Annotated in this window: 11 protein-coding genes and 1 tRNA gene; 8 read left to right on the top strand and 4 right to left on the bottom strand. The window is 70.8% G+C overall.

The features are described from left to right. Window positions 1–54: 54 nt before the first annotated feature. Complete coding sequence (locus tag ACFSOX_RS05025) at window positions 55–1,902, bottom strand: Hsp70 family protein (RefSeq protein WP_378476685.1); 1,848 nt, start codon at window positions 1,900–1,902, stop codon at window positions 55–57. 107 nt (window positions 1,903–2,009) lie between these two features. Further along, complete coding sequence (locus ACFSOX_RS05030; protein ID WP_378476686.1) at window positions 2,010–2,666, bottom strand: DUF2760 domain-containing protein; 657 nt, start codon at window positions 2,664–2,666, stop codon at window positions 2,010–2,012. Window positions 2,667–3,149: 483 nt separating this feature from the next. Here ACFSOX_RS05030 and ACFSOX_RS05035 point away from each other — a divergent pair. Continuing rightward, a tRNA-Met gene (locus ACFSOX_RS05035) sits at window positions 3,150–3,226 on the top strand. A 377-nt stretch (window positions 3,227–3,603) separates the two neighbouring features. Here the strand turns inward: ACFSOX_RS05035 and ACFSOX_RS05040 are convergent. Beyond that, a complete protein-coding gene (locus ACFSOX_RS05040; protein ID WP_378476687.1) occupies window positions 3,604–4,230 on the bottom strand; it encodes a DsbA family protein in 627 nt (208 codons plus the stop codon). 31 nt (window positions 4,231–4,261) lie between these two features. Continuing rightward, window positions 4,262–6,097, bottom strand: a complete 1,836-nt coding sequence (gene dsbD / locus ACFSOX_RS05045; protein WP_378476688.1) for a protein-disulfide reductase DsbD — start codon at window positions 6,095–6,097, stop codon at window positions 4,262–4,264. Between the two features lie 150 nt (window positions 6,098–6,247). Here dsbD and ACFSOX_RS05050 point away from each other — a divergent pair, with 150 nt between their 5' ends. From ACFSOX_RS05050 to ACFSOX_RS05080, 7 genes are all read left to right on the top strand, one after another. Further along, window positions 6,248–6,910 carry a response regulator gene (locus ACFSOX_RS05050; RefSeq protein WP_378476689.1) on the top strand — a complete coding sequence of 221 codons (663 nt, stop codon included), beginning with the start codon at window positions 6,248–6,250 and terminating at the stop codon, window positions 6,908–6,910. Next, window positions 6,907–8,259 carry an ATP-binding protein gene (locus ACFSOX_RS05055; RefSeq protein ID WP_378476690.1) on the top strand — a complete coding sequence of 451 codons (1,353 nt, stop codon included), beginning with the start codon at window positions 6,907–6,909 and terminating at the stop codon, window positions 8,257–8,259. The genes ACFSOX_RS05050 and ACFSOX_RS05055 overlap by 4 nt, the downstream gene beginning before the upstream one ends. Window positions 8,260–8,778: 519 nt before the next feature. Next, complete coding sequence (locus tag ACFSOX_RS05060) at window positions 8,779–9,780, top strand: hypothetical protein (RefSeq protein ID WP_378476691.1); 1,002 nt, start codon at window positions 8,779–8,781, stop codon at window positions 9,778–9,780. Next, a complete protein-coding gene (locus ACFSOX_RS05065; RefSeq protein WP_378476692.1) occupies window positions 9,777–10,037 on the top strand; it encodes a hypothetical protein in 261 nt (86 codons plus the stop codon). Before ACFSOX_RS05060 ends, ACFSOX_RS05065 begins: the two co-directional genes overlap by 4 nt. Before the next feature lie 90 nt (window positions 10,038–10,127). Continuing rightward, entirely contained in the window at window positions 10,128–11,447 is a 1,320-nt protein-coding gene (locus tag ACFSOX_RS05070) for a hypothetical protein (protein ID WP_378476693.1), read from the top strand. Between the two features lie 11 nt (window positions 11,448–11,458). Then, on the top strand, window positions 11,459–11,581 hold the full coding sequence (locus ACFSOX_RS05075) for a hypothetical protein (protein WP_378476694.1): 123 nt from the start codon (window positions 11,459–11,461) through the stop codon (window positions 11,579–11,581). A 59-nt stretch (window positions 11,582–11,640) separates the two neighbouring features. Next, the gene (locus ACFSOX_RS05080) at window positions 11,641–12,900 is read left to right on the top strand and encodes an MBL fold metallo-hydrolase (protein ID WP_378476695.1); all 1,260 of its coding nucleotides are present in this window, start codon (window positions 11,641–11,643) and stop codon (window positions 12,898–12,900) included. The last annotated feature ends 92 nt before the right edge of the window (window positions 12,901–12,992 follow it).

Raw genomic sequence — 12,992 nt, forward strand, 5'->3', positions numbered from 1 at the left:
TTCAGCCCGCGCCCCGGGATGACCGGCGCACTGATGTGTTCTCGCCCCACCTGCTCACTCCGTCCGCACCACGAACTCGACCTTCCAGCGGCGGTCGGAGTTGGTGTGCTTCATCCACAATTCGAGCTTGCCGAGCTCGGTGACCACCGCGTTGATCTCGACCGGCACGGCCTGGCCGGGCGGGATGTCGCCGGCGGCGGCGAGGTCGACCTCCAGCGAGGCGATCTCCAGAAGCTCGCGCTCGGCGTTCGGGACGATCTGGCCCGGCACGTCGCCCGACCTCACCTCCGACGAGAAGAAGCGGAACTCCGCGGTCTCGCCGGTGACGAGCGCGAGGTCGCGCCCCTGGATCACCGCCTCGGTGCCTTCCTCCATGCCCTGCGGCACGACGCACAGCGCCTTGAGGGGCGGGCTGAAGCCGGGCACGGCCGGCATCGAGGTTTCGAGCCCGATGTAATAGGAGCGCGAGGCGCCGGCCCGGATGCGCAGGCCCTTGCCGGTGATGCGGTTGCGCCCGTATTCGGCGGCGCCCTTGGCGACCGCGAGATCGGGCTGGTCGCCGGCGAGCTCGCGTACCGCCTCGCCTCCGGTCCACGACGCGAGCAGATCGAGGAGCCGCCTGCGCACCGGCGCCGACTTGAACACGCCGCCGTTGAACAGCACCGCGGTCGGCGCGATGAACGGCCGCTGCAAGGCCGCCGGGCCGACCAGGGCCTGCAGCGCCTCGCTCGATTCGACGTTCTCGCGGCTGCGCGTGAGAAACCGGGCGAGGTGCTTGCTGATCACCGGGTCCGACGCATAGGGCAGGCCGAACTCCTGCAGCCCGGTGCGCCGCGTCGTGCGCGGCAGATCGTCGATCGCGGTGAGGGGAAAGAAGCCGTCGACGACGACGCGCTCCAGGATCGCGCGGTCGAGCGTCACCGCCAGCGTCTTGCCGAGCAGGCTGGAGCCGCGGCCCGGAACCGAGATCGGGAATTCGGCGAGCGCGTCGTCCTCGAACAGGGCGATCTTGCCGCGGCCCGCCATGTGGGCGAGGGCGAGGAACTGGGTGTCGCCGAGCGTCTTGCCGGCGTCCTCGAGCACGGCGCGCAGCGTGTAGGCGAGGGCCAGATCCATGTTGTCGCCGCCGAGCAGGATGTGCTCGCCGACGCTGATGCGCTCGAGGTCGAGCACGCCGTCCTTCTCGGCGATGGCGATCAGGCTGAAGTCGGCGGTGCCGCCGCCGATGTCGCAGACCAGCACGATGTCGCCGGGACGCACTTGGGCACGCCAGTCCTTACCCGTCTGCGCCGTCCAGGCGTAGAAGGCGGCGAGCGGCTCCTCCAAGAGCACCACGTCGCCGAAGCCGGCGGCTGCGGCCGCGTCGGCCGTCATGTTGCGGGCGACGTCGTCGAACGACGCCGGCACGGTGAGCACCACCTGGGTGTCGGCGAGCGCGATGCCGCGCGGCGCCATCGCCACGGCGAAGCTCTCGCGGATGTGGGCGAGGCAACGCCGCGCGCAGTCGAAGGCCGAGAGCTTGGTCTCGGCGATCTCCGAGCCCCACGGCAGCACCGGCTGGCGCGGATCGATGTGCGGATTCGACAGCCACGACTTCGCCGAGGTGATCAGCCGGTCCGGCACCAGGGCGCCGTGGTCGCGGGCGAAGCGGCCGATCACGACCGGATCGCCGTCCGTCTTCGACCGCCAGGGCAGCGGGAACGCGTCCTTCGGGAACTCGTCCGGATGCGGGATGTAGAGGGCGGAGGGCAGCGTTTGCGCCTCGCCGATCTGGTTCGGCCCGAGGATCTGCGTGACGGCGACGACGTCGGAGCCGGCGCCGTCCGCCTCGGCGAGCGCCATGGCGCTGTTGGTGGTGCCGAGATCGATGCCCAGGCTGTAGCGCGGGGTCGGGTTTGTCATGGCAAGAAATCCATGGAAAAGGTCTTTTCGAAATCGCGACGGGCGAACGGCGCGGCGCTTCCGTGCCGCTGCCCGGGGCCACCGCAAGGCGCGCGGCCGGGACCGCGCTAGGAGAGCTCGACCTCGGCGGGCGCGATGGTCGGCAGCCGGTCGGTGGTGCGGATCAGCCGCGGTAGCGCGACCCGCTCGACCCGCCAGCCGTGATGGACGAGCGTGCCGGTGAACGGCGCCTGCCCGGTGATCTTGCCGACAAGGCGATAATCGTCGGCCGCGTAGCCGGTCGGGACGACCACCTTGTCGCCCTCGCTCTCGCTGCGGATCGGCTCGACGACGAGATGCTCGGCGAGCGCCGCCTTGCAGCCCTCGTGGACGACGCGCGCCGCGGCGCCGACCTGGGCGTCCGAGTACCCGGTGATGTCGTCCATCAGGAAGTCGACGAGGCGGCCCTTCTCCTGCAGCAGCGCGAGGAAGCTCACCACCTCGGCCGCGTGCCGGTTGTCCGGCGGCGGCGCGGCGGAGGGCGCGAGCCGGGCAGGAGGCGCGAGCGTGGCAGCGATCTCGGCGGCCGCCGCGGCCGGGACGGCGGCGCGCCGGCCGCGATCGAGCAGGATGGCGATCAAGAGGAACACCGCGAGCGCGGCGATCAGCGGCAGCGTGACGGCGTGGAGAATCCCCGTGTAGGCCGGCAGCACGATATCGAGCACGAGGATCGCAATGGTCAGCACCGCCAGGGCGGCGGCGACGATGATCGAGACCTTACGCATGGTATGACCTTCGGCGGACGAAATTCCTCCGAAATCTATACCAGGGCGCGCCCTCCAGCCACCGGGCTCGCGCGACCGGACGCCACCGGTCGGCACGGCATGCGCGCATGGTCGCAGTCGGGGCGACGGCTCGGTCGAGCCCGTCAGTCCGGGGGGGGGGGGGCGCAGCGCCGAAACCGGACTTCGGCCTCCGCTGGGGGCGTTCGTCGATGAACGGCCAGTTCACGGGGCTCGCCCGGACCGGCGGGCAGGTCCGCAATGCTCCTCCCCGCCCCGCATCCCTCTTGGCAAACCGGATCCGATGCCCTAGGTCTGGCGCGCGGTCCGGACGGTGTGCTAAGGAGCCTTCCCCGACGTGATTCCGTCAGGCGGAGACGCCGCGCGGATCGTCCGGGGAGCCGGCCCGATCGGGCATCGACCGGCGTCCCGTGCCTCGCAGCGCCCCGCGCATCGAGGCGCGGTTCGCCACGTCCGGCCGACGGCGGCGGAGTAGCTCAGCTGGTTAGAGCAGCGGAATCATAATCCGCGTGTCGGGGGTTCGAGTCCCTCCTCCGCTACCACATTCAAGAAATAACAACGAATTCAATAAGTTGGCGAGGCCGGACCCGCTGCTGTCGAGTCCCGAGCTGACTGCAGGGTCGACGACCGCGGTCCGCCCCTGACGTGGATCCGGTACCGAAGACCACTGGCGCGGCGTTCTCGGTTGGAAACTCGGCCGCTCCGATCTTCTGATATCATGCTGCCGTTCGGTCCCCTGCGGCTTTTGTGGCTGTGGGCCTGGGGGCAACGCGGGAGCGTCGTCCATCATGTCCACAGCCTCGGCGGCCTGGCCGGAACGCCACACAACCGTCGGGGCGCGATCGCCGAGCGATTGGTGGAGCGGCTGCTCGTCGTCGAAGACGAGACGCGTCGTGACCACAGGAGGGCGTGCCGACGATCACGGCGCCGCCTGCCGGCGGCGTGCCTCGGCGAAGGCCTGCTTGAAGCCGGCGTAATCGAGGGTCGAGGTGCGAAACGGTCCGATCAGGTAGGACGGCGTGCCCTGCAGGCCGATCGCCTCGGCCTGGGCGGCGTTGCGGCGGAGCAGGGCCGTGATCTTGTCGGAGTTGCGGTCGTGGTCGGCCTGCAGGCGCGCGAGATCGACGCCCGACCTCCGCACGGCCTCGCGCATCTGCTCCTCCGGAACCCGGCGGCCCGGAATCGCCATCAGGGCGCGATGGACGAGCGCGTAGCCGTCCTGATAGGCGGCCGCGAGCGCCAGCCTGGCGCCGACCACCGACGCCTCGGTGAGGATCGGCCAGTCCTTGAACACCAGCCGAATCCGGCCGTCCTCTGTCGCGGCGCGCTCGAGGTCGGGCTCGGCCTTCTTGCAAAACGGGCAGTTGTAGTCGAAGAACGCCACCAGGGTGACGTCGCCCGTCGGGTTGCCGAAGGTCGGGGCCTCCGGATCGCGCAGGATCGCGTTCCGGTCGATCGCTTGCGCGGCGGCGGGGCGCACGCGCCCCGGTGCGGTCGCGGCCAGGGCCGCGCCGGCGGCGAGCAGCATCACGTCTCTGCGTCTCATCGAGGTCTCCGATCCGGTCGGGTGAAGGGGATCACGCCCCGCCCGCGGCGCGGGCGAGACGGCGGCCGATCTCGTCGGCCGTGAACGGTCCGACGAGCCGCGTGCCCGGGATCTCCCGGCCGGCGCCGTCGACCAGGAAGAGGGTCGGCGGGCCGACCACGGCGAAGCGGTCCATCAGCGCCTTGGTGTCGGTTCCGTAGTGGGTGACGTCGGCGGCGATCACCGGCAGGCGGGCGAGCCGCGCCCGCAGCGCCGGCTCGGCCATCACCGCCTCGTTCGAACGGCAGACCGTGCACCAGTCGGCCGTGAACGACACCAGCACCGGCCCGCCGCCCGCCTGTGTCGCCAGGGCGCGGTCGAATGCGGCGAGCGAGGCGACCCGCGTCCGGGCGGAGGCGGCGTCCGGGTCGGACGTGCGACCGCCGGCCAGGAAGGCGAGCGGGCGCAGCGGGTCGTCCGCACCGCCGGCGGCGCCGACCAGCAACAGGATGCCGTAGGTCGCCGCCGCGAGGCCGCCGGCCTTGCCGATCCGCCGCTGCCAGGGCGTCGCCGGAGCGAGGCGGTCGAAGCCGCCCAGGAAGACCGCGGCGGCGAGCGCCAGCACGCCCCAGACGGCGAGGGCCGCCGGCCCGGGGAGAATCCGCGTCAGCAGCGCGGCGGCGGCCGCGAGGAAGACGACGCCGAAGAGCTGCTTCACCCGGGCGAGCCACGGCCCCGAGCGCGGCAGCACATGCGCCCCGAAGGTGCCGACGGCGACCAGCGGCAGGCCCATGCCGAGCCCGAGCATGAACAGTGCCGCGGCACCCTTGCCGGCCTCGCCGGTCTGCGCCGCGTAGAGCATCGCAGCGGCGAGCGGCGGGGTGACGCACGGGCCGACCACCAGGGCCGAGGCGAAGCCGAGCAGCGCCGCGCCGGCGACCGTGCCGCCGCCGCCGCGGGCCGCGCCGAGCCGGGTCGCGAGGCCGACCGGCAGCGCGATCTCGTAGAGCCCCAGCATCGACAGGGCGAGCGCCGTCAATGCCGCCGCCATCAGGCCGATCGCCCACGGCGTCTGCAGCGCCGCCTGGAGGTTGGCGCCCGACCAGCCGGCGGCGAGGCCGAGCACCCCGTAGGCGCCGGCCATCGCCAGCACATAGACCGCCGACAGCACGAACCCGCGGCGCGGCGACAGCGCCTCGCCGGAGCGCACCAGCATGCCGGAGAGGATCGGGATCATCGGGAAGACGCACGGCGTCAGCGCCAGCAGCACGCCGAAGGCCAGGAAGGCGGCGAGCATCGGAACCCATCGGCCGGCCATCAGGCCGGCCGTAGGGTCGTCGGCGTCGCCGGCCGGGGGCGCCGCCGGCGACGCCGCGTCGGCCGCCGGGCGCACGGTCGGCGCGGCGGCGATGTCGTCGCGCGCGCGTGTGCGGGGCGGCGGGTCGCCGATCGCGAGGGTCGAGAGGTCGATCAGCTTGGCGAGCGGCGGATAGCAGATGCCGGCCTCGGCACAGCCCTGGTAGGACACCCGCAGCCGACCGGCGGACGGCGCGTCGGGTAGCCGTGCGTCGACGGCGCCGTGATAGATCTCGACGAGCCCGAAATTCGGGTCGTCCTTCTCGGTCCCGGCCGGCAGCACGAGCGGCAGCGGGCGCCCGTCCAGAACGGCCAGCATGCCGTCGCGGTAGAGATAGTGGCCGGGCGCGGCCGTGATGCGGATCGCCAGCGCCGCGTCGTCGGTGCGCCGGACGGCGAGCGTGAACACCTGGTCGGCGGGCGGCGGCAGCGGCTCGGAGGCCGCGGGCTCGGTGAGCAGGCACGCCATCGCCATGACGGCGGCGAGGCCGCCGATCAGCCGGGCCGCGACCCGTTCGGACGTTTCCCTCATGATGCGGTGCCCTCCGTGACCCGTGCCGGTCCAGGAGGTCCATGCCCACCTTAAGCCAGCCTTAAGGTGGACCTAGGAGGTACGGCGACGACCGCGCCTGCCGCCGCGTGCCCGCAGGAGAGCAGGGCGGCAGGAGGGCAGGGAGATCGCATGCGCATCCTCGTCGTCGAGGACGATCCGGTGCTGTCGGATGGTCTCAAGGTCGGGCTCGGCCTGACCGGCGCGACCATCGACCGTGTCGCCACTTGCGGCGATGCGCACGCGGCGCTCGCCGGCGCGCGGTTCGACGCCGTGGTGCTCGACGTGATGCTGCCGGACGGATCCGGTCTCGACGTGCTCGCCGAGATGCGCCGGCGCGGCGACGCCACCCCGGTGCTGCTGCTCACCGCGCTGGACGAGACGGCGGATCGCGTGCGTGGCCTCGACGCCGGCGCCGACGACCATCTCGGCAAGCCGTTCGATCTCGACGAGCTCGCGGCGCGATTGCGCGCCATCGTGCGCCGGCGCGGCGGCCGCGCCAGCCCGGTGCTGACCGCCGGCGACGTCGTGCTCGATCCGGCCACCCTGATCGTCACCGTGGCGGGTGCGGCGGTGGCGTTGTCGCGCCGCGAGGCCGCGGTGCTCGGCGCCCTGATGGAGCGGCCCGGCGTGATCCGCTCGAAAAGCGAGATCGAGGATCGGCTCTACGGCTGGGGCGACGAGATCGAGAGCAACGCCGTCGAGGTCCACGTCCACAATCTGCGCGCCAAGATCGGACGCGGCACGATCGAGACGGTGCGGGGCCTCGGCTATCGGATGCGGGGACCGGCATGACGTCGCTCAAGCGCCGCCTGTTCGTTCTCCTGCTCGCCGCGACCGGGGCGATCTGGCTGTCCGCGGTCGCCTGGATCTCGTTCGGCAGCCGGGCCGAGCTCGAGCGGGTGCTCGACGCGCGGCTGCAGGAGGCGGCCCGCATGGTCCATTCGCTCGCCGGCTCCGCCATGACGGCGACGGCGGTGGCCGGGCTCGACGAGACCGGCTATGCGCGGCAGCTCTCCTGCCAGATCTGGTCGCTCGACGGGCGTCTCGTCGCCCGCTCGTCGGGGGCGCCGGACGGGCGGATGGCGGCCGACCACGACGGCTTCTCGGACCGGCAGGTGAACGGCGAGACCTGGCGGGTCTACACCATCGTGGATCGGGACAAGGGTGTCCGCGTCGCGGTCGGCGATCGCCTCGGGCTGCGCGATCGGCTGGTGCGTGATCTTCTGGTCGGCATGCTGGCGCCGATCCTGCTGGTGGTGCCGCTGCTCGGCGGGCTCTTGTGGGTGAGCCTCGGGCGTGGGCTGCGTCCGCTCGAGGCGCTGGCCGGCGAGATCGCGGCGCGCGACGGGGAGAACATGCGACCCGTGCCGGTCGGCGGTGCGCCGGCCGAGGTGCGCCCGCTGCTCGCGGCCCTCAACGGGCTGTTCGGCAAGGTCGAAGCGGCGCGTCGGTACGAGCGAGACGTCACGGCTTTCGCGGCGCACGAGCTGCGCACCCCGCTCGCGGGACTGAAGACGCAGGCCCAGATCGCCCTGGCGGCGCCCGACGGTGCGACCCGGGAGGGTGCGCTGCGCCAGATCATCGTCTCGGTCGATCGCGCCACGCGACTGACGCGCCAGTTGCTGGCGCTCGCCCGCCTGGAGGCGATGCCGGCGGCCCGGGCCGGCGATACGACCGATGCCGGCGCAGTGCTGCGCGAGGTCGTCGCCGCGTTGGTTGCGCCGGCCGGTACGGCCGTCACGATCGACCCGGCGCTCGACGGCCTGCGGCTTCCGGCGGAGCGCGAGACGCTGCATCTGGTGCTGCGTAATCTGCACGAGAACGCGGTCGTGCACATGCCGGACGGCGGCCGGATCGTCTGGTCGCCCATGCCCGACCGGCTCGGGCTTAGGGTCGAGGACGAGGGACCGGGCATTCCCGACGAGGAGCTCGCGCTCGTCACCCGGCGCTTCTGGCGCGGCCGCCACAAGAGCGGCTCCGGCACCGGCCTCGGGCTGACCATCGCGGCCATGGCGGCGGCCCGTGCCGGCGCCCGGCTGCTGCTGGTGAACCGCACGGATCGACGCGGCCTGCGGGCGGTCCTCTGCTGGGACGGCGACGGCGCCTCCGGGCCGACAGGAAAGCCCGGCCAGGCCGATTGAGCCCGCGCGCCGGTCCGCGACGCGCGAACGCACCGCGGCCCTTCCGGCGGAGATCGCGAGCGCGCGAGACGGTGCTTCTCGCCGACGATCCGCGGCAGTGTCCGGTCACGGGCGAGGGCGGGATCTCCGCCGTGTCAGTATTCTCCCGGATCACGCGCGCTTTTCATGACAAGTCGGCCCTGCGCGAGCCCGTCCACGCGCCGCTCACGTCCGATCCGGACGGCACGTGACGGTCGCGACGCGCGGCATCGATCGCGGCACTTGTCCCACAGGATGAAGCAGTTCGGCGCTCTCACGAGTCTTGCGTCGGCGCGCCGTCTCGCCGTTCGATCGTCTGCCGGAACGCGTCGTGCCGACGACGCCGGCGAGCCGGCACGCGAGCAGACGAATTCATGATGCCGAAAACGTTCCGGACATCGTAACGAGCGCGACACGATCCTGATTCAGATCAACGATGCGGTCGGTTGAATGTGTGCGTGATCAGATACCGTTCTTCATATCTCCGTCGGGAGGTGCGCCATGCGCACCGGCTTGGGTCGGGCCGAGCTGTTCGAGGAGAGGATCGCGACCGATGCCGTCGGCTTCGCCGAGGCGACGATCGCGGGGTTGCTCGCGTTCGTCGGAACCAGCACCGCAGCGAAGCGCAAGCTCGGCCTGAAGGCGGTCAGTCGCCGCGCCGACGGTTGGCCTGCTTGGTATGTCTGGCTGGCGGGGCGAACCGACGCCTTCGAGCTCGTGCTGGTTCCCTGCGACGACGGGGGCTCGACGCTCGTCGACGGGATCGAGCTGGCGATCCGCTGCTTCCCCGATCCGGCTGACGAGACCGTCTTCCCGACCTTCACGGCCTGGGAGCAGGAAGCGCGCACCTCGGCCGTGTTCGATCGCACCGGCACGCCTGCGGTGAGCGCGGTCGGCGATCTCGATCCGAGCCTTTATCACGTCGGCACGATCCGACTGGTGCCGCGGGCCGGCGGCTGGCTCGACCTCACTCTGTTTACGCAGGATGTCTGGTGCGAGATCGAGACGTCGGCGTGCGGACCGCGCCGGCGCCGGTCGGTGCCCGGGACCGCCCTGTCGGCTCCGATCGTCGATCTTCTGGTCTGCGCCCATGCTCTGGTCGGTCGTCAGTCGCCGGCTGGCATCGAGATCCGGTCGGCGCCGGGCCTCGTGTGGCATCTCGGTCGTGGTGAGAGCGTCACAGTCCGTCCGGACCCGGACCTGTCCGCCCTCGAGATCCGCGTGACCGGGCTACCGCGCTTCGGGGTTCCGTTGGACCGGCAGCGCCAGGCGTTGCCCCGACCGGACGACGCCGTCGGCGGCCGGTTGCGGTTGTGGCACGCCGGATCGGACCGGCCGCCCGAGGTTGGCCCATTCGATCTCGCCTCCTGGTGGGAGGCCGCCGGATGGCGACTGCCGCCGATCGGCGCGATGTGCGGCTGCCACGCGGGCGAGGTCGGCGTCGCCGGGCGCGACGAGCCCGCGCCGTCGCGCCCGCCGTTCGGCGAGGGAGGTCGCGCATGAGCGCCGCGCCGGTCACCCGCCGCGCCTTCCTCGCCTTCCGCCTCGCCGGCGCGCCCGCCCGGGATTCCGGCGAGACGATCACGTCCGACACCCCCGACGACCCGTTCGCCTCCTACGACATCGCGTGTGCGCTGGTGAACGAGGCGCGACCGTTCCTCGCCGACGAGGCCCGCCGGTACGGAATCAGCATGGAGAACCGAACCGATCTCGAGATCTGCAAGGCGATCTTCGCCAAGGCCGCGCCGCCGACCGACTGACGCATCCCCCGACGACAGCCGACCGACACGGGCCACGGCGTCCGAGCTGTGTCGAACAGCACTGTGTCGAACCTACCCAGGGAGGCCCATATGGGGGCTCAATCCGGAACCGCGACCGAGCGGTACGGCGAGGGGTGGCTGGAGGAGCGCAAGCTGACCGCCCGCTGGCCGTGGCCCGTCACGCACGCCGTCAACGTCGTCTGCCTGCTGTCCGTGTTCTTCGCGACCTGGTGGATCTTCCAGGATCCGCGCGGGATCATGCGGCTCTACACGCCGTATGTCGGCTACATGTACACACGCTGGCTGCTCATCATCCTGATCTGGATGGTCTACATCTTCCAGTTCTGGCCGATGCGCCGCGCGCAGCTCGAGACCTGGCATCCACTCGTCAAGGCGATGATCGCCCTGCCGGTCGCCGTCGCCATCATGATGCTGGTGATCCACGGCTTCTTCCAGTGGTTCCTGGGCTCGCTCGGGATCACTTACTTCAACCCGCACCGCACCGCCGCCTTTCCGCGCATGACCCGGTTCTTCGCCGAGGAGTACGCGGCGCTGGCGATCCTGATGTTCGCCGCCCTGGCGAGCTGGCTGTCGCCGGCCTGGGTGGTCGGCATGGAGCGGGCGCCGTGGCGGAACGAGCCCCAGCCCGTGCAGGGAATCACGATCCTGATCGTGACGTTCTTCCTCTCGACGGTGCTCTACTTCGTCACCATGCATCCGCACATGGGCATCCTCTACTATCCGTGGCAGCAGTTCACCGCGGTGTCGCCCCCCTATTGGGAGGAGTTCGCCAACACGGTCAGCGGCAACTTCCACATCTCGTGGATCATGTGCGCGACCGTCGTCGTCTGGCTGGTCGAGACGGTGTGGGAGCGCTGGCCGTTCAAGCTGATCAGGCACGCCTGGACGCGTCGGGTCGTCACCTTCTTCGGCATCGTGGCGATCGCCTGGGCGTTCCACCTGTTCTTCTACTTCGCGCTGGAGCTCTACATGGGGCCGGTGATCCGCGGCACCCGCAACGAGAACGCACCCGATTGGCGGTGGCTGCACGTCGGCGAGATCATGATCTTCTTCCTGCTGCCGGCGCTCTATCTCCACTTCTACTGCGGCAACCGGCCGACCCGGTTCTCGACGCCCGTCAACGTGGCGCTCAGAACCCTGATCGTCGCGATCGGCGGCGTCGCGCTGATGATCGTCTACTACAACATCAGCCACCTCGCCCTCGGAACCCAGCGCGGCGTGTCGCAGCCCGAGCAGTTCCCGATGATCCCGACCATCTGGCTCATCAACGTGATGCTGCTGCATCACTGGTACATGGACAACTGGCCGGCCTGGCGCCTGACGGTCCCGCGGACCGCCGAGGACGCCGCGCCCGTGCGGCCGCAGATCGCCGCCGTTCCGGCCGAATGAGGAGACCCGTCATGTCAGGCACCCTCAAGATGAGCGCCGGCTTCGTGGTCGGCATCGGCGTGGGCATCGCGCTCTACTTCGCCGTGGTCGCGCTCTTGCCGATCGTCGGCAAGATGAACCTGGTCTTCCTGTGACGGAGGTATGCGGCGCCGCGCGTCGGCGCCGCGCCCCTGTCACGACACGGAGCTTCGTCATGTCCGAACAGAAACCCGAGGTCAGCCGCCGCACCTTCGCGGGCGGCGTGGCGGCCGGCACGCTCGCCGGCGCCGTCGGCACCATGGGCGTGTACTCGTACTCGCCGTGGCGCCAGCGCCACTTCGTCAAGGCCGAGCCGACCCGCCGTCAGATCGGCGAGGTCAAGAGCGTCAAGGTGACCAACATCAGCGAGACGAGCTGGTTCGACAACAAGACGCTGATGAACGACATCCGCGGCGCCGGCGGCCTGCTGGTCAACCAGTACACCTACAACTGGGCGCCGTTCACCGACGTCAAGGGCAAGCTCGGCAAGGGCAGTTACGAGCAGGGCGTGCGCAACATCCAGCCTTATCTGGCCAAGGCCAATCTGGAGGAGGCCTGGGCGTTCCAGATGGAGAACGCCGTCAACCCCCTCAACTCGGGCGGCTTCTCGGCGCTCATCGAGGTCGAGACGCTCGAAGGCGAGACCAAGCGGATCCTGCTCGACTCCGGCTGGTCCTTCGACTGGATCGACAAGTCGTTCCAGCGCGAGGGCATCGACAAGATGCTGGCCGAGAACAAGATCGACATCTTCATCGTCTCGCACGAGCACTTCGACCACTTCTGGGGCGTGCCGGTCGTGTTCAAGTACGCCCCGACGATCAAGACCTACTATCCGAAGGGCTTCTATGCCGAGGGCCTCGACTACTTCAACGTCGCCGGCCATCGCGGCGAGCGCATCGAGACGCAGCCCGGCCTCACCGTGCTGTTCCCCGGCGCCGCGCTCTACAACTTCCAGACCCCGATCATCTGCCGGGTGTTCGGCGAGCAGTCGCTGTTCTTCAACGTGAAGGACCGCGGCCTCGTCACCATCACGGGCTGCTGCCATCAGGGCATCCTGCAGTTCGCGTCGGTGGCGCAGCGCGCCGTCGAGGCCAAGAAGCTCTACGGCCTCTATGGCGGCCTGCACGTATCGCCGTTCGAGGAGTGGGATCCGAAATACGACGACCTCGTCGCCGTGTTCAAGAAATGGGGCTTCGAGAAGGTCGCCTGCAATCACTGCACCGGCATTCTCACGGCCCGCAAGCTGCAGGAGGCCGGCATCGGCATCGTCAGCGGCACGGCGCGGTTCCGCTCCAAGGACACGGCCTATCTGGGCAACGGCGACCAGGTGACGTTCGCCATGACCGACGACGACAAGCCGACCGTGCTGGTGCCGGCCGGCGCGGCGTCGGCATCGGCGGCGCCGGCTCCGGCCGGCGGCGGCGTGAAGTACTGAGAGCCGCGGATCGGGAGAAAGCCTCGCTGTCACTCCGGCCGGAGCATCCGGCCGGGGCGACGGATCGCGACGGCGGTCCGGCCGTCGCGCTG

Source organism: Rhodoplanes azumiensis (assembly GCF_042682915.1).
GTDB lineage: Bacteria > Pseudomonadota > Alphaproteobacteria > Rhizobiales > Xanthobacteraceae > Rhodoplanes > Rhodoplanes azumiensis.